This window comes from Flavobacterium sp. UBA2787 (assembly GCA_002352205.1).
Taxonomy (GTDB): domain Bacteria; phylum Bacteroidota; class Bacteroidia; order Flavobacteriales; family Flavobacteriaceae; genus Flavobacterium.
In genome coordinates this window covers 160533-177675 of sequence record DEHZ01000015.1, presented here as the reverse complement: position 1 = coordinate 177675, position 17143 = coordinate 160533, and the positions used below count along the sequence as shown (strand labels likewise).

Genomic DNA, 17143 nt, shown 5'->3' with positions numbered 1-17143 from the left:
TGAATTTTTTTCTCACATGATTGTATCGTGACTAACGTTTTAAATTCTAACATCAATCATTAAAAAAACTAAACCCGCTTTTATTGACCTCTTTAACAACAGCTCTCTTATCAATATAATTTTTCAATAACACACTTGATGTCCTCTGGTATCCCATTGATTCAGTCAAACCAGTTTGCAAATGTAGTTTAGTTAAAAAAGTCTTTCTTAGATGCTTAATACTGAAATCATCATCCAAATTAGCCTTTCTTCTATAGAAAGTAAAAGAATGGCTTAATTGCTTCGCTAGAGTGGCTCTGGCGATGTTACCATCATCAGCAATCAAATACTTATCAGTTCCTATTTGGCTCTTATAGTTGAGTCTAATCAATAAATCCTTTAATTCTGCTGAAATAGGAATATGAACAACCTTTTTTGCTTTGGTGCTATCCCAATTATGAGCTCGTTCAAATTTTAAATCAGTGCCTATCAAACATTCTAATTCTCCATTCTCATCTACTACAATGTCAGAATATTTTAAAGAAGTCACCTCCTCTAGTCTCATACCAGTATAGGCACAAAGTTCAATTCCGTCTTTTGTGTATGGTCGGTATCGGTTTTTCTTAATTCCACTTTTTAGAACTTGTATTGAATTCTCGGGATTTATTTTTGAAAGTAAAGTTTTAAAATCATCATCTGCAACACTAGTTGGATTGGGATTTTCATATATAAGTTTTATCTTTTTTGGAATATTAACAATCACCAATTCCTTTTCATTAATCAAAAAATTAAAGAAGTTTTTAATTGCTCTTAAATTATGATTGAATGTTGAAGGACTAACTATGGTACTCTTAAGATGTTCATAATACTCTCCTAGCAAAAATTTATCGACTTGGTAAATTGTTAATTTTTCTAAATTATGTCCTTTACCATGCAAGAATTCACTCAGCTTAATGAGATAACCAATAGTCTCTTTAATATACTTTGGAGTTCTAATTCTTTGTTCATATTTAGGCACATTAACGTTTTCTAACCAATCGCTATACATTAGTATAAAATCGGTTAAAAGCTCATACTTTACCTCAACATTTGTTTCAGTAATTTTAAAATTCATTGGATTTGACAATTCATGTTTGAACTCTAATAGTTCTTTGACTGCATCATCATATTCAGTAGCTTTTAAATCTTTAGTTTTTCTAGCCCCGTTTATTTTAACTATTGCTTTGTATTTCTGTCTCTCGATTGGGTGGTTACAACCTTTATATGGGCTTGAGGAAACCTCAACATTCTTATTGCATTTTTTGCATACTACATGCAAACCAGTAAATTTTTTAAATTTTAATATTTTCATTTTAGAGATGATTTAATGCGAGGTTAATTTATTTTTGTGACTTTTCAAATAATTTGGTAGTAATTTTTCCTTTTGGCATATATGATTTGGTTGCGGAAGTTCCGCCTATGAATTGAATAATTTCATAGGCGTTTCCGCTTTTATATAGCTTATAATACTCCTTCCAATCAGTTGGATGCTTTAAACTTAAAGCTTTAATGAGAGGCGAATGATAGGCTAACTCAAATTCCGTTTGGTAAACAAATTCTCCAGAAGTATCCTTATAGATGTGTAAATGATTTTTTTTACACCAGTTACGGATTGACCTTAAATCTTTTCGATTAAGTAGAGATTTAAGGTTTGAAATGTAAATTCTGGAGCACGGAAGAAGAAATTCTGAGCTCATAACTAACAAGAATCTTTTCCTTGTTGTTATTGTTGTTTTGTAAATTCTAAGAGCTTTACATTTGGTGAAATAAACCTAAAAAATGAATAAACTTCTTCCGTAACGTTCCAAAATGAATCTAACTCAATCATTATTTTTAGAAATTCTTCATCGGATAATAGAATCAATTTACTTATAAATTTCTTTTTATTTACACCCCATTTTTTATCAATTGTATAATATTCTATGCATTCATATATGCTACTAATCACCTTGTCTTTCCACATAAAGTATCCAAAATCATATATGTTTCCATTTTGGCTGTCGCATATTAAATGGAATTCTTTTTTACTAATGTTTAAATCTTTATAATTTTTCATTTTTTAAATTTTTAATTATTTCCACCATTAATTAATATGGTGGCAGTTAATATTTTATTTTTGGCATAGGTAATGCCGTTCGGGTATTAAACCCAAATTGATTTTTGATATAAATTTTTTGAATTAGTTGTTCAGCTATACAACTTATTCTTTTTTAGCTGATACCATTCTTTAGCTTTAAAAATGGTTATATACCTTGCAAGGTTTTTAAGATTATCTACTGCAAATATACGTAGCATTTAACCAATCTGCAAGCTCTAAAAAACCGTAAATCACTGATAATCAAATATAAAACAGTCTTTCTACTAGTAGAAAGCTGTGAATGTTTGTCAGTCAATATTTTATCAATTTGAATGGAATAAATTTGAGACTAAAAAACATTATAAAACCTTAATTTTTTAACACATATTTAACATTTTTGGTTTTTATACAAGGGTGGTAAAATTCAATTTATTTTAAATTATTGAGATAAATTTAAATGTCTTTTATATAATCTAAGAACACTTGTTGAATTGTGTTTTTTACCATGAGAAGTTGTAAAGTTTAATTTATTTAGAGTTTCTGCAATTTTATCATAACTGCATCCTTTTTTTCTATACTCAACAATTAAAGCTGTTGACTGTATATTGGATTTATTATCAATAGCTTTTTTTCTTATTACTTGAAGACCTTTCAGTTTTCCTTCATCAGTTAAGTTTTTTGGGGTCCCTAAGCTATATCCTTTCTTGACCTTTTCAGCTAACGCACTTTTGGTCCTTTCTGAGATTAATTTGGCCTCCATCTCGGCAAGGGCAGCATATAAATGAATAGTAAAGTTGGTTGCTTGAGGTAAATCACAAGCAACAAATTCTACTCCAGCCTCCATTAATGAGCTAACAAAAAAAACATTTCTTGCTAAACGGTCTATTTTGGCAATAATCAATACTGCATTGTTTTGCTTTGCAAAATCTATGGCTTTATATATTTCCGTTCTTTTCCGTTTTGAAGTACCAGTTTCAATTTCGGTAAAGTTGTTTATTAAAGTTCCTTTATTTAAATTAACGAAATTATCAACCATCGTTTTTTGAGATTCAAGACCTAATCCTGATTTACCTTGTTCTGCCGTACTAACACGAAAATAACCAACATAATTTTTCATAATCAACAAATTTTAAGTAATACAGCGGATTCTAAACAGTCGTTTAGAATCCGCTGTACTCCACGAGGATACTACGAATTATTTTACCATGCCAGCTTTTTTACTTTTTTTTTCAAAATACTGAATAATAATAACTAAATCATGAAAGTATTAATTTGAATACCAAAATTTGGTTTATAAGTTCAGATTCCATAGTCTATATAAATCTTCTTTACATCTATAGTTAGGGAATTAGAAAAAATGAATATTGAAATCACTATATTTATTTCATTATTAGGGGCTTATGTGAATTGTTAAAAGATTTGTTTAGATTTGTTTGTTAAACAACTAAAAACTTAAATTAATGAAAAAACTATTACTACTTATTATGCTAACTTCCATAGTTAGTAACGCACAATCGACCGATGAAATAACCACTGGTGTTAAACAAGTTTTAACCGATAAAGCAAAAGGATTGTCAGATGCCGAACTTAAAGAATTGATAGAACGAATTAACATCGTGACCAAAGAGATTAAGGATTCTAAAGATTTTTCAGTTGAAACAAATGTTTTAGCAAAAACGGAATTTGACACAGTTACAACATTAAAAAAAGATAAAATCCACCAATTAAAAATCGAAACAGAAGGTAATTACTTTGTTGTAAAATATATCGACTTAGATTGTGAGATAAACGACTTTATAGTAAATCGTGAAACTTACAAGAAAATAATAAAAGATGGGAAGAGTGATGGGGAAACTTTGGAAGATTATAAAAAAAGGATTGAAACAGCATATAATGTGAAGAATGCTTCAAATCCATTCAAGGTTTGTTACCGTTATTTATTAAACGATAAAAACAATTTAGCAAGCATTACCACGACTACATATAGAAAGTATTCTTTTAATATTGTAACAGTTCCATTTAAAATTTTCCCGAGGACAAAATTTGCACCTTCACAAGTTAGCGGTGACATTGATAACGTAGGTTTATATGGGACGATTAGGTTTAAGGACTGGTCGAATTTAAATGCAAAGGGAGCTGTTACTGAAAGAAGTTTCGGTGCGGGGATTTATCTTGCTCCATCGGTAGTGACATTGGATAAGAACAATTCCAAAATAACCGATGAAACCGAGGTGAAGAAAATTTACCTAACGACAGCTTTTGCCATCCATTTAAAATATGGAAAATTTACAGTTATGTTGATACCAGCTGGAATTGATACCGCCTTTTCTGATTCCGCAAAATCTTGGAAATATAGTGGGCACTATTGGTGGGGCTTTGGACTTGGTGTAGATACTTCTCTATTCAATTTTTAAGTTACTTCTAAATTTCAGAAGAATGTATTGGTGTCCTATTTTTTTAATTTATGCCAATTTTCTTTTCTAGAATCTCTACTACTTATTTTTGAGATTTATGACAATTAAAAAATCCCCGCTGATCAGCAGGGATTTTTTTTATCATTTTTATTTTGATTATTTACCTTCAATCCAATCTATAATTGGAACTAACATATCACAATAACAGCCGTTTGATGTTTTTACCAATTCACGGTCTTGATTGATAAATTCTATAGTATAGTCATCCACCCAACGAAGTAAAACCTTAATCCAACCTTTATGTTTTAATCCGAGTACTTGAAAAGCAATACCACCTTGATATTCTCTTGACGGAGATATTGCAGCGAAATTTGACGCACCCCAGGCCATCAAAGCTGAACGGTCTGCATATTGGATTTGATTAAGTATTGTTCTTGCGATTTCCATAGTTTGTGTTGAGGTTTCCATATTTTTTTTGATTTATCATTTGTACACCACGAGTGTACAAGGAAAAACTCACCCGTGCCAGCTTTTTTAAAAAAAGTTATCAACGGGAAGCCCCTAAAATAGGAGTTTTTTAAAAATAGTTTAGTTTTCCCACTGTAAAATTGGTCTTTTTCTCCATAGCGAAATATTTATCATAAAAGATAAATATGAACCAAAATGAAAAAGAAGGATTAAACGTTTTATCCTTATTCGATGGCATTAGTTGTGCCAAATTAGCTTTAGAGAAAGCAGGAATAAAAATCAACAAATATTACAGTAGTGAGATTGATAAATCTGCTCTTAAGATTCAAAATCATCATTATGGAAATGACCCAAATTTTATTCAATTAGGAGATGTGAAAGATATTGATGGGCTTGAATTATGTGATGAAATTGACCTTGTAGTTATGGGAAGTCCATGCACTAACCTTTCAAGTATAAATCCGATAGATAGACGAGGGCTTGAGGGAACTGAATCTAAATTGTTTTATGATGCTTTAAAAATTATACGTGAAATTTATGCTTTTCAACCTTCAAGTAAGAAACTTTACTTTTTGATGGAAAATGTAGCAAGTATGAAAAATATTGATAAAGAGAAAATAACCAACGAGCTTTTAGTAATTTTCAAAGATTTGAAGGTTCTAAAAATTGATTCGGCTTTACTTGCACCAGCACATCGAAGAAGGTTTTATTGGACTAATATTCCAAATCTAACTATTCCCGAACCCAAAGGTCTTAACTATTCTGATATTTTGGATAATGGATATGTGGACCGAAAAAAAGCCAATGTTTTGCTTTCTGGAAATGTAACCTTGACTAATGGAATCTTTAGACATTTCAAAATGAATATAGGTAACATTATATATAAAGATAAAGATTTTGCCGATTTACCAGTTGAAGAAAAATTATTAAGGTATCCACAAATTTTAGAGAAATCAGGTTATATTGGAAAATCCAGAGTAATTACTGATGAATTAGGATTTTCTAACAATTGTTATCGCCACCCTAGTATAAAAGAATATAGCCGTATGATGACTATTCCTGATGATTATGTTAATGAAGTCTTAGGAGTTTCAAAAACCGACAAACAAAAAGCACTTGGACTTGCTTTTACTGTAGATGTAGTTGCACATTTGTTTAATGGTTTAAATAATAATTGATAAAAAAAGAACCGGAAACGGTTCTTTTTTTATTAGTTTATTTTTACAAGTGATATTCCATATGTTGACCTATCTGTTGGTACTGCGATTCCTGAAATGCAATCAACATCAAAGGTAAACCAACCTATTGGTCCTTTATAGGAAAGAACATACTCCGTTCCTTGATTTCTTCTTGTATTATGGTCATATCGTGAACTTGACTCAAAACTTATTGTTCCTTCCTCTCTCCATTGGCTACTACCACTTTCCATTTTCCAACATCTACCAGAATTTCCAGAGAACAGAAATTTTCTTTTACCGTAATAATCATCATTTTCCATTACCCAAGTTCCTTGCAAAGAGTTGATAATATCTTGGTCACTTTTCCAAGATTGAATTTCTTCACAAGCAAGAAGTTCTTTAGTTGTCTCTTTTTTTTCAGATGATGAACCAAATACAGTTCCAACACATTTGTAGAAACCAAACGCTACACATAGCATACTAAAAGCAAACATGATTTTCGTACCAATTGGCATTTTATCTGTATTATTCATATTTTAAAATTTTCTAATTGGTTTCACAAATAACTCTTGGTCTTTTTGAATTTGAAATGTCCAGTTATTTAATTGAGTTGTATGAACGTTGACCATAAAATCAGTATTCCAAGCCATTCCCGCATTGCTACCTTGTGAGGAAGACCAATAATTATTTATTGGATTCATACTAACACATCCACAAGTATCAAAAAAATTATACATTGCTATAAGCTCATCTTTACTCGGTAAAAACCAATCATCATACTCATTTTGCTCAAAATCCGCACATAGTTTAGCGGCATAATTACCATTTCCAAGGGTGGTTACAATAGTTTCAGTATTAGCTTCACCAGTGCCAATTATAGTTCCCAAATTAGGGATATTTGTCGCCTGACCTAGATTAGTAATATCTTGCCATTTAGCAGTTCCAATTGTTTCTGCCATTTCATATCCGTGTCCTTCTGCATCTAAATAAAAGATTATTCCTCCTGCTGGTCCTGTGCCCCCAAGTACATAATCTTCATCACTTGGTAACCCATTAGGAGTGTCGTCATCTGACGAGCAAGAAAACATAAATATTAAAGTAATTAATCCGATTTTGGTAAGTTGTTTCATATACGTATTGTTAAAAGTTACAATGCGAATATAAAAAATTATTCGCCATATAAGGCGAATGCAAAATTAAAATCTAACTTTTTCAATTAGTTCCTTTGTATTGTGCAAAAAGATTTAGAACAAATAGAAAAAGAATTATCAGAAAGAATTTTTGATTTGTTTCTAAAAAAATTCAATGGAAACAAGTCAGAATTTGCACGTGCTGCACAATGTCGAGAATCTACCATTCGTCGTATTCTCAAAAATGAACAATCCATCACTTTTAATCTACTTTTGAGGATTGCAAATGCCTTAGATATTGAATTATCTGAACTCACAAAAGGACTTTCATTATCTAATTAGGACTTTCATTTTCTAGTTCTAATAATTCAATTAATTCACGCAATTCGGCTTTACTAATGTTTTTCATTGAAACGGTAATTGGAAATTTTGCCTTTTCAGTTTTTAAAATTTCTAATAGCTGACTTAATTTTAATTTGATTATCATTTTCTTTTATTTATAAATAGTCACCATGGGAAAAAAGTAAAAAATTTTTACTAAAATTTTTACTAAAATTTTTTTAACCAATCCGATTGACTAAATAAAAAGTCAAAAAATTTACCAATGTAAGGCGGGATACATGAGCTAAACTATTAGAAATCTTCAAAATTTTGCCCCTCTGAGGGGGGTCATAAAGTAGCTACTCTAATGGGTTTCTATACTTGGGATTGATAATCAGTCATTTATCAAAAATAAGAGTTCGAAAAACGTGCTAAGGACGACTTACTAATTGTAACTTTTAGCGACTATTTTTCTAAAATTTGCACTAATTTATGTTGTAAATGGTATTGCTATTTTGTATATTCACATCATAAACACCTGTAAACATGAATGATAAAATTAATTTTCAAAATTATTATCCTACCGACAATTCCTCAAAAACTAATTTACATTATGATATAATAGCATCAAAATTTATGGTTGGTATTGAAAACCATCAAAAGAAAAATGCTAAATATAATATTTCAATAATTAGCGTAATTTTTACCATAGTTGGAGCTGTTATACAATTCGGCGTTTTAATTGTAATTCTTATTTATAGATTCTTAATTAAATTATTTACTAAACCAATGTAATTATTAATTATTATTATATCTAATATCTATATCATCTATGTTACTTATTATACAATGCATAAATACAATGCAAACAGTATTAAAATAAGGTAACAACAAAATATTATGTAAATTCTTTATGCTCTGTTTTCGCTATTTTTAAATTTATTTCGCTATTAATATTCAGTTTGCTCTTGATTCCTATTTTTTTTTTGAGTATAATTATAAAAAGAGAAAAAACTCTTTAAATTCTTGGTTGCTGGAGGAGTAATTAACTCCAGCTTCTTCTACCAAGTTAAATAAAAGAAGAAATACATAAGACCTCTGCATAGAGGTGAGCCAATAGAAGAATAACTTAATGTTTACTAAAAAAGATTACTTCACCCTAAGTGGTGATACTGGAGATATAGAAATTCTCCACGATGATTTTAACCTATCTGAATTAGCCTTACTTTTCCCGAATGTTAATTCGATTATGATTCCGAAAAAAGCGGAATACAATCTAAAGAAGAATGTTTCTAAAATTCTTTTGAAACAAATTGACCCTAATGTTGAGGTTGCAATAGAAAAATGTCTATTGGTGCTTTCCAATCTTGCCAGCACCTATTATGTTGAAGACAAAGACAATGAAGAAAATAGATGGAAACGTTTAAATTCAAAGATTTTACACGAGCAAACAAAAAACAAAGATAATACCTATATCTATCCACAAATTATAGAGGTTTTAAAAAAAGGAACCGCTAACGGACCTTTTATTGAAGTTACTGAAGACAACATAACAAATGTTCAAAGCAGAAGCTACAGAATTACACCAAGCTATTATAAAGCTGGTTTAAAAGAATATTTTATTAATGATGCTGGAATTATTCAAAACAGAAATAAAGTCTATTATGAGCAGCTTAATGAGGCATTAGGCAATCCTATTTGTAGTAACCTTATAAAAGTATATCCAAAATTAGAATTACCAACTTCTGAAGAACTTTTGATTATCGGCAAACAGTTGGTGAAAAATGGTTACAGAACTAAAAAAGGAAAAATATTGACCCTTAGAAATAGACATAAAAACGACTATTGGAATGATTCAAATAATAGGAGTTTTGTAGAGGATAATATCAAACTTTTTGAATACCTCACCAACCGAGGTTTCATAATTCCATCGGCTGGTAATGAAAAAAGTGGTGGACGTGTTATCGATTCATTTACATTAATGCCATCATGGATAAGAGCACAAATTACAATTGAAGGGAAGAAATTAACTGAATGTGATTACAGTGCTTTACACCCCAATATTGCTATCAAATTGTATGGTGGAAATCAAAATTATATTACTCATTTAGCAGTATCGGAAGCAACTGATATAGACCTAAAAGAAGTTAAAATTGAACATTTGAGTTTCTTTAATAAAAATTGGCATAGTATGAGGAAATCGTTGCTTTTCGACTACTATTCCAAAAATGAAACCACGATGTTGGAAAATATTTACAAGGATAAAAAATCTAACGGTTATAAAATAACTTCAAAAAAAATGTTTGCCGTTGAGGTTGCAATTATGACTGATGTTATTAAATACCTCAACACCAAAAATATAAATGTTTTATATGTTTATGACGCGTTATTATGTGAGGAAAAAGACAAATCTACCGTGGTTGATACAATGAATCGTATCATTTTACAGCATGGTGTTAAGACAAAAGTAAAGACAAATGAAATCTCAACATCTACAGAAAAGAATGGAGTGGTAATGTTTAGTCCTAACTATGAAGTGAATCTCTATAATCTTTTACCAACATTATCATTTTCTGTAAATGAATCTATGCTCATTATTCAATATTTTAATCGTTCAAAAGTACTGATGAAAGAATTGTTGGATTATTTCAAAAATCAGAAAAAAGAACAGAGATATAACGACTTTGGAGGAGTTATGATAACAGATGAAAAAATTAATAAATTAAGAGGGATTTTGAAGGGATGAGATTATAATGTATTTCCACCGGAAATACATTATGATCTCATTCTGGTTGATTTGGATTTAACCTACTTGTAGTTCAGTATAATTTCCTTTGATTGATGAGAGAAAAAATTTTCCAACTGAACCAGCTGATTTCATTTCCCAATACACACTTTCTGGCACATCAAAATATTGCCATACTGCACCATTTTTTTTAAACTCTACTTCTAGTATTGAAGTGGTTTCGTCATATCCATAACTTGCCATTAATGTTGATTCAACATATTCTCTTTCCATATTTTATAATTTTTGTTCTCTAATTTTTGTAACTACACTCTTGTAATTTTCTGAATGATAAGGATGTTTCTCCTGCCAACTTTTCACTAATTTAGGGTCGTCACTTGTAGGTCTTGGATTATTTAATTTAATTCTTACACGGGATGGTATTTTAATTGCTTCCCCAACTATAATTGCTTCTCCAATTCTAAGAGAAGGCAGCAAGTCTATTAAACTGTTAAGATTATCAGGGGCTGATGATTTTACAATTGACTGGTCGCTAGAATTTGTTAATCGTAATGCTATAAAAGTTCCAACTTGAGCAAGAATGGTTTCAGATATTTCAGATGGTCGTTGTGAAATTACTAATGCTCCTAAACCAAATTTTCTCCCTTCTTTGAAAACCTTTTCTACAGCTAATTTCGAATAACTATTATTTTCATTCTTATTTAAATAAGTGTGTGCTTCCTCATACGCCATTAAAAGAGGTCGTTGTTTTCCTGTATATGTTTCTGTTCTCCCCCAATACATACTATCATATATAAATCTTGTTATTAGCCCAACTGTAATATCTAAAACTTCATAAGGAACTCCGCTTAAATCTAATATCGCAAGTTTTTCGTCACTACCTATCCAATTATTAAGCAAATCACTTAAATCATTAGTACCAGCTACACCCTTATAATCGCCAGGGTTGAATAAAAAGTCAAATCGACTATCCTTTAATCGAGATAAAATCTTTTTTTCATAGGCAAAATTCATAGTATGTTGCGATTTATATGGTGCTTGGTTCCCCATTGCATAAGGAGTAAATGAAGCGGGAATTAATTCTTCAAAATTTCCAACATCTGTTTCTAAAGCAGTTTGTTTTGTCTGATTTGACAATGCTGATTCTGAAAAAGTAGCATTTAACCACCAGTTTAATTCATACCATACTTGTCTTGCGTTGAAAGGTATTGGAGAATCAGCTGTAACAAAATTAGGGTTTACTTTACCAGCTTTTAATTCACAGTTGTTCTTTTTATAGTTTGTAATCAGCTCTCTAAATGCTCTGTAATCAGGTTTACTGTCATCTGTAGGTTTTGCACCAACCAGAAAATATGCTAATTCATCAAAACTCATTAGCCAAAAAGGAATGTAGAGAGGGCTTTGCACGTCATTAATACGAAAAACTTTCGCATTGGGAAATGCAGAGGCATATTCACCATGAGGGTCAACTAAAACAACCCTTGAGCCTTCATAGTCATTTAGAATTGCTTTTAGTATACTAACAGTTGTATTTGACTTACCACTACCCGTTGAACCTAAAATTGCACAATGCCTTAAAACTAATTTGTGAATATCTGTGTAAACCGATAAGTTTTCTGATGAAGAGTGCTTGCCTATCTCAACCGAACCTTTATCACGATTACCATAAATATCAAAAAGGTCTTTTTCAATCACTAAATGGACTTCATCATTAATGGTGGGATATGTTCCAATTCCGCGTTCAAATTCATCTTCACCTATTTTTTCACCAACCAATTGAACCGTTAGAAAACGAGAACCAAAGTCATAGCTTTGATAGTCTTCAACTTTATTAGGAGTGTTGCTAACTGATGATACAATGCCGTATATTGTAATATTTCCGATAGGCATTTTAACGAAAGTTCCTATTTGTCCAATTTTATATAATCGCCCGTTAATAATCGGTGCTGATGAAGGAATATCATTTGAAACTTCAACTTCAACTGTACTAGAATCAACCCTTATAATTTTACCTAAATAAGTGATTTCATTTTTCATTTTACTGTAGCATCAATTACCTCAGCTTTACCTGAATTAATAATTAGAAAATTTGATAACGCATTAAAATCTCCAAGAGTAAATTGCTTTTTTGTATCATCCCAATAGTAATCAAATTTCTCAGTAGGTGATTTAAAATCAGCTTTAGAAAACTCCCATTCTCCAAGATTTCCATTTATAATAGCTTTGGTGGGACCAAATACATTCAAATTCATATAAGATGAGGACAAATTATATAAATCGACAACTTCTTCATCTTTAAAGAAAAAAACTAGTATAGTTAACCGATAATTTTGTCTTAAACAGTTAAATATAATTTCATTAATATGCTGGTCAGAAAACGAATAACCAGTAAATATAAATAATAATTCACCTTTTAATAAATAATTTTTTAGACGGTCAAAATAAGCTATAAAAGGTTGCTTTTTGGAAGAATCATACTTGTCTTTTGATGGGTAAATCACCAACTCTTTATCTGTTTTTGTGATATCAGGAATCTTACCTATTCGAATAATTTTTTGAGCACCAGTTACAGCATCTTCTTTCCAAAACCAGCTCAATGAACCATGGACTTTCCAGAGTCGAATCCAATTTTTAGTTAAATCATGGTTGTTGACAAAATGGTCAATACTCTCTTGCCAAAAAAAGGGTTCAAATGAGCCAACGAAACCATCAAAATATGGGATATGACTTGATTCTAAAGCCTTTTCAATAATTAAATCATAGTTAGTTGTGAATATTTCTTTTGAAAAATCTCTATTTTGTAAACTTAACCATGCGAAAAATCTTTTGGTGTTTTCAATATTAGCAACATCTTCTTTTTCAGAAATGATAGTGTAAATACTTTTACATATTTCAATGTCTAAAAGCTTCGCATTGACTCCACTCACTGAAATATATTCTTTTTCAGAATCACTTGTAAGCTCTCTTATTTTGCGAATATGATTTAGAATATCTTCAATATTAACTTTTCTAACTTTTATTATTGATTCTAAATCAACTTTTATTTTTCCAAAATTAACCTTATTGTCACCTGTCAATTTTGCTTCAATTCCCGCTGTTAGTTGTTCAATATTTGGAATATTTAACGCACAAGATGTACCAGCTCCAAAAAAGAAACCTATGTTTTTTGAATATGATAGATGCGTTTTAAGCTCTCTAACTTCTCTAACTAAATTAATTTTACTCATAAACTTCAATTGTAAATTTTAAAATTGTTAAAATTTTGAAATGTAAATTTAGTTTTTTATTTAATTAAAAATATTTTTTTTCCAACTACTTGAAACCTTAGTTATTAGAGTTATAGACATATGGCGTACTATTGTCCGTTGTATTATCGAACACATTATGTGAAATTTACAAACTATGGAGTTAAATGCTATAATTGGAGAAAAAATAAAACAACTGAGATTAGAAAAAAATCTTTCTCAAGAAAAGTTAGCTGGTATAGCTGAAATAGATAGGCGTTACCTACAAAGTATTGAAGGTGGTAAGAGAAATATCTCACTTAACACACTTCTAAAAATAGCTCGTGCTCTTGGAGTTAAAATGTCCGTAATACTTGAAAATATTGATTAATGAAATATAGACACTATTCTTTTAGACATGCTGGAGTTATTTTTCATGAACCTGAATTTGTAGAACAGTTTTATGAAATGATTGGAATTATAGAAAATATTACTGAAGAGGATATAATTCAGAGGCATAATAATTTCGGGGCATTAAATATAGAACATACACCAATGAGTCTTTCAAAATCGATAAATAACATCTTAAAAGATAGGTTTGTTGAGGCTGGATGGAACGAAGAGTCAGCTATTTTTCAAGATAATCAATATCAAGGTGAAACATGGAGACTTGATTTCGCAAAAGACGATATTTCAATTGAGGTAGCATTTAACCATTCATCTGTTATTGCATGGAATCTTTTGAAGCCTGTCCTAGCTAGTGAACTCAATCATGTAAACAAAGCTATACAAACAAAACTTGGTGTTGTTATTACAGCTACTGAAGCTCTTAAAAGAGCAGGAGGGTTTGATGGAGCAGTTGGGACTTATGAAAAGTACATCGAATATTTACCACCATTAAACAATGTCTTAACTGTACCCCTTTTAATAATTGGGTTAGAACCACCTGAAACCTTTCATATAGAGCAATTTCAACATGCACCAAGAAAAAAAATTGGTAAGGTTGTTATTAAAGATTTAAAAACGTTTTTAGAAAACGATGAAGGAGTCCAACTTTGATAAAGACTTGTCTAAAGAAATCTTATTGGGGGAATATCTTGATGGTATTTACCCTCAAATTTTTGATGGTTTTACAATAGAAAGAGTTTTTGATTCTGAACAGCAACATAAAGGAGTTGACCTGATTATTTCTAAAGATAATAAAGAATATTATATTGATGAAAAGGCTCAGTTAGACTATTTAGAAATAGAATTGCCAACTTTTGCATTTGAAATAACATACATCAAAGACGGTGAACAAAAACAAGGTTGGGTTTTTGACAAAGGTAAAATCACTAATATGTATTTCTGCATAACCGCTATATGTTGTAATTTAGAAAATGTCCCAGAAAGTGGCTTTAAAAGTTGTAAAATCATATCTGTAAACAGAGAAAAACTAGTTAATCTATTAAAATCAAGAGGTCTTGATTACAATAGAATAATAAACATTAATCAAGAGATTAGGTCTAAAAATGTTGATGGAAGAATTCCTATAGATGAATTAAATAATTTCACAGAAGGTAACTTCAATTTTTCAAAATCGGGAAAAGCAGAGCAACCAATAAATATAGTTTTAAAAATTGACTTTCTAATAAATAATAAAGTTGCCAAGAAAATTTATTAAATAACTTCATTAGAGAATGTTTCTGCAATTCTTTCTACGATTCCAACCACCAAGGCATTTCCCATTAGAAAAGCTCTTTTAGCGTCTGAAATCCCATTAATTGCAGTGTGGTTATCTGGAAACATATTTAACCTTTCCAATTCAATAGGAACTAATCTCCTAAGTCCTTTCTTAGTCGAAATGACATGCTTAAATCTTGACGGTGATTTACCACCTTCACCAGTGATAATTGTTCTTGATGGTTCGTGAATAGAATCTGGAAAAACCATACCTCCTTCGGCATAATTATACTCAAAACCACTAGTGCTTTTACGAATTTCTTTTTTCGCTCCTTTTAAATATTTCCATTTATCTAACTCATTCACATCAATATAATATTCGTCTGGAACATCCTTTTCGTTGACTAAAATATCTTTCAAAACTGTCGATGTACCATCAAAATTATGGGTGGTTTTTGCTGTATAAATGTGCCCATCAAACAGAACTCCAGAATTAAGAAATGAAGATGTTTTCATACCAATTCCAAAATTGTCACTTATACTTTTCAAATCTCCTTTAATGTCAAATTTGTCTTCTGAAATAACATTATTGGAAATAGGAAATGATTTTGCCATTATTCCATCTGATAAAATCCAATTATCCAGATTATCGGCTTTAATTTTTTTATAAATTTCAGTTGTTTTATGATAACCAATAAAAAATACTCTTCTTCTCCTTTGTGGAAAACCATAATCTGAGGCGTTTATTACTCTCCACTCAACAGCATAACCAAGTTCGTCTAAACTTTTTAACATTACTGAAAAGTCTCGTCCTCTTTGTGAACTAGGAGACTTAAGAAGTCTATCAACATTTTCTAGTATAAGATACTTTGGCTTTTTCTTTTTTTCACTTAGAATTCTATGTATTGACCACCAAAGAACACCTTTTTTTCCTAAAAGTCCTTTTGAATTTTTGAGAGTTGTAGCTACTGAATAGTCTTGACAAGGAAACCCACCAACTAATAAATCATGGTCTGGAATATCTTTAACATTAATGTCTTCAATGTCAACGTTGCTATGATTCTCTTTTCCCCACTGCCTTTCATAAATTAGTGAGGCATGCTGAGTTTTAGTGGACGGTTCCCACTGATTACTCCAAACAATTTCAAAAAAATTATTTTTGTTTTTTTTATTTGCTCTTTCTAATCCAATTCTAAATCCACCAACACCTGCAAATAATTCAATTGTCTTTATCATATAAACTTTCTAGTAGTCATTTTTGGCAAATATAAACATTATGGAATTATTGTGCCATTCACCAATGATATTAATTCCTGTTTTTTTAGGTCCTTATTACGATTAAAATTTATAGTTTTTGTATGGGAGTTAAATTCTATTTCTGCTAATTTGTATAGAACCTCTTTTATAATGGATATTTCTTCGTCGGTGTAAAAAAGCCCTCCTTTATTTAGGATTTGTTTACATTTTGTATGTGATAGCATATTAATTTAAATAAAACTGTTAGTTTTTCTAAGTGTACTTTCTAAGTGGTAAAATGATAAATATTGCTCAATTTTGTATATTATATAAAAATGTAAGTGTTTGATATTCATACTTAATATATATCCTTTAGCCCTCTGTTAATCAGAGGGTCCTTGGTTCGAGCCCAAGAGGGGGAGCAGAAAGAGTAATACGAAAGTATTGCTCTTTTTTTGTTTATACACTTTTCTTAATGTTTACAGTGTATTAGAAAAACTTACAAACTTCTAACAAAGATTATATTTAAAAAGGCATACAGTTAGGCATATATGTAAAATAAGATATTTACAAATACTGAAATTAAAGTGATTTCATTTGAATCTCTTTGTGAGCAATTATCGCGTGCGGGATAGCAGCGAAAAGCCCGGAGCAAAAAAACGCCAATTT

Annotated in this window: 20 protein-coding genes; 8 read left to right on the top strand and 12 right to left on the bottom strand. The window is 30.4% G+C overall.

What is annotated here, in order from left to right; translation table 11 throughout:
- Positions 1-52: 52 nt before the first annotated feature.
- From B4N66_RS13935 to B4N66_RS13920, 4 genes are all read right to left on the bottom strand, one after another.
- Positions 53-1330 (bottom strand): tyrosine-type recombinase/integrase, encoded by a 1278-nt coding sequence (locus tag B4N66_RS13935; protein ID WP_291095512.1) that lies wholly within the window; start codon positions 1328-1330, stop codon positions 53-55.
- 28 nt (positions 1331-1358) lie between these two features.
- Positions 1359-1715 carry a hypothetical protein gene (locus B4N66_RS13930; protein ID WP_291095510.1) on the bottom strand — a complete coding sequence of 119 codons (357 nt, stop codon included), beginning with the start codon at positions 1713-1715 and terminating at the stop codon, positions 1359-1361.
- A gap of 26 nt (positions 1716-1741) precedes the next feature.
- Positions 1742-2074, bottom strand: a complete 333-nt coding sequence (locus tag B4N66_RS13925) for a hypothetical protein (RefSeq protein WP_291095508.1) — start codon at positions 2072-2074, stop codon at positions 1742-1744.
- A 460-nt stretch (positions 2075-2534) separates the two neighbouring features.
- Complete coding sequence (locus B4N66_RS13920; protein ID WP_291095506.1) at positions 2535-3212, bottom strand: recombinase family protein; 678 nt, start codon at positions 3210-3212, stop codon at positions 2535-2537.
- Positions 3213-3555: 343 nt separating this feature from the next.
- On the opposite strand from B4N66_RS13920, the gene B4N66_RS13915 reads away from it, so the two are divergent.
- Positions 3556-4509 (top strand): hypothetical protein, encoded by a 954-nt coding sequence (locus tag B4N66_RS13915; protein WP_291095504.1) that lies wholly within the window; start codon positions 3556-3558, stop codon positions 4507-4509.
- Between the two features lie 156 nt (positions 4510-4665).
- Here the strand turns inward: B4N66_RS13915 and B4N66_RS13910 are convergent, their stop codons facing one another.
- On the bottom strand, positions 4666-4977 hold the full coding sequence (locus B4N66_RS13910) for a hypothetical protein (RefSeq protein WP_291095502.1): 312 nt from the start codon (positions 4975-4977) through the stop codon (positions 4666-4668).
- Between the two features lie 185 nt (positions 4978-5162).
- Here B4N66_RS13910 and B4N66_RS13905 point away from each other — a divergent pair, with 185 nt between their 5' ends.
- Positions 5163-6155, top strand: a complete 993-nt coding sequence (locus B4N66_RS13905) for a DNA cytosine methyltransferase (protein WP_291095500.1) — start codon at positions 5163-5165, stop codon at positions 6153-6155.
- A 32-nt stretch (positions 6156-6187) separates the two neighbouring features.
- Here the strand turns inward: B4N66_RS13905 and B4N66_RS13900 are convergent, their stop codons facing one another.
- Together B4N66_RS13900 and B4N66_RS13895 are read right to left on the bottom strand one after the other, a co-directional pair.
- Positions 6188-6688 carry a hypothetical protein gene (locus tag B4N66_RS13900; RefSeq protein ID WP_291095498.1) on the bottom strand — a complete coding sequence of 167 codons (501 nt, stop codon included), beginning with the start codon at positions 6686-6688 and terminating at the stop codon, positions 6188-6190.
- 3 nt (positions 6689-6691) lie between these two features.
- Positions 6692-7285, bottom strand: a complete 594-nt coding sequence (locus tag B4N66_RS13895) for a hypothetical protein (protein WP_291095497.1) — start codon at positions 7283-7285, stop codon at positions 6692-6694.
- Positions 7286-7387: 102 nt separating this feature from the next.
- Here B4N66_RS13895 and B4N66_RS13890 point away from each other — a divergent pair, with 102 nt between their 5' ends.
- On the top strand, positions 7388-7627 hold the full coding sequence (locus tag B4N66_RS13890) for a helix-turn-helix domain-containing protein (protein WP_291095495.1): 240 nt from the start codon (positions 7388-7390) through the stop codon (positions 7625-7627).
- On the opposite strand, the gene B4N66_RS13885 is transcribed toward B4N66_RS13890, so the two are convergent.
- Positions 7620-7772: a hypothetical protein gene (locus tag B4N66_RS13885; RefSeq protein WP_291095494.1), complete on the bottom strand. Its 153-nt coding sequence runs from the start codon at positions 7770-7772 to the stop codon at positions 7620-7622. The genes B4N66_RS13890 and B4N66_RS13885 overlap by 8 nt on opposite strands.
- Before the next feature lie 380 nt (positions 7773-8152).
- On the opposite strand from B4N66_RS13885, the gene B4N66_RS13880 reads away from it, so the two are divergent.
- Entirely contained in the window at positions 8153-8401 is a 249-nt protein-coding gene (locus B4N66_RS13880; protein WP_291095493.1) for a hypothetical protein, read from the top strand.
- A gap of 337 nt (positions 8402-8738) precedes the next feature.
- Positions 8739-10352: a hypothetical protein gene (locus B4N66_RS13875; protein WP_291095492.1), complete on the top strand. Its 1614-nt coding sequence runs from the start codon at positions 8739-8741 to the stop codon at positions 10350-10352.
- 57 nt (positions 10353-10409) lie between these two features.
- Here B4N66_RS13875 and B4N66_RS13870 read toward each other — a convergent pair whose 3' ends face one another.
- From B4N66_RS13870 to B4N66_RS13860, 3 genes are read right to left on the bottom strand one after another with little or no spacing between them, the layout of a single operon-like run.
- The gene (locus tag B4N66_RS13870) at positions 10410-10625 is read right to left on the bottom strand and encodes a KTSC domain-containing protein (protein WP_291095490.1); all 216 of its coding nucleotides are present in this window, start codon (positions 10623-10625) and stop codon (positions 10410-10412) included.
- A 3-nt stretch (positions 10626-10628) separates the two neighbouring features.
- Complete coding sequence (locus B4N66_RS13865) at positions 10629-12389, bottom strand: ATP-binding protein (RefSeq protein ID WP_291095488.1); 1761 nt, start codon at positions 12387-12389, stop codon at positions 10629-10631.
- Positions 12386-13579, bottom strand: coding sequence for an SIR2 family protein (locus B4N66_RS13860; RefSeq protein WP_291095486.1), 1194 nt, complete (start codon positions 13577-13579; stop codon positions 12386-12388). Before B4N66_RS13860 ends, B4N66_RS13865 begins: the two co-directional genes overlap by 4 nt.
- Before the next feature lie 175 nt (positions 13580-13754).
- On the opposite strand from B4N66_RS13860, the gene B4N66_RS13855 reads away from it, so the two are divergent.
- From B4N66_RS13855 to B4N66_RS13845, 3 genes are read left to right on the top strand one after another with little or no spacing between them, the layout of a single operon-like run.
- Positions 13755-13967 (top strand): helix-turn-helix domain-containing protein, encoded by a 213-nt coding sequence (locus B4N66_RS13855; RefSeq protein WP_291095484.1) that lies wholly within the window; start codon positions 13755-13757, stop codon positions 13965-13967.
- Positions 13967-14635, top strand: a complete 669-nt coding sequence (locus tag B4N66_RS13850; protein WP_291095482.1) for a BglII/BstYI family type II restriction endonuclease — start codon at positions 13967-13969, stop codon at positions 14633-14635. The genes B4N66_RS13855 and B4N66_RS13850 overlap by 1 nt, the downstream gene beginning before the upstream one ends.
- Positions 14616-15239, top strand: a complete 624-nt coding sequence (locus tag B4N66_RS13845; protein ID WP_291095480.1) for a hypothetical protein — start codon at positions 14616-14618, stop codon at positions 15237-15239. The genes B4N66_RS13850 and B4N66_RS13845 overlap by 20 nt, the downstream gene beginning before the upstream one ends.
- Here the strand turns inward: B4N66_RS13845 and dcm are convergent.
- Complete coding sequence (gene dcm / locus B4N66_RS13840; protein ID WP_291095478.1) at positions 15236-16474, bottom strand: DNA (cytosine-5-)-methyltransferase; 1239 nt, start codon at positions 16472-16474, stop codon at positions 15236-15238. The genes B4N66_RS13845 and dcm overlap by 4 nt on opposite strands.
- Between the last annotated feature and the right edge of the window lie 669 nt (positions 16475-17143).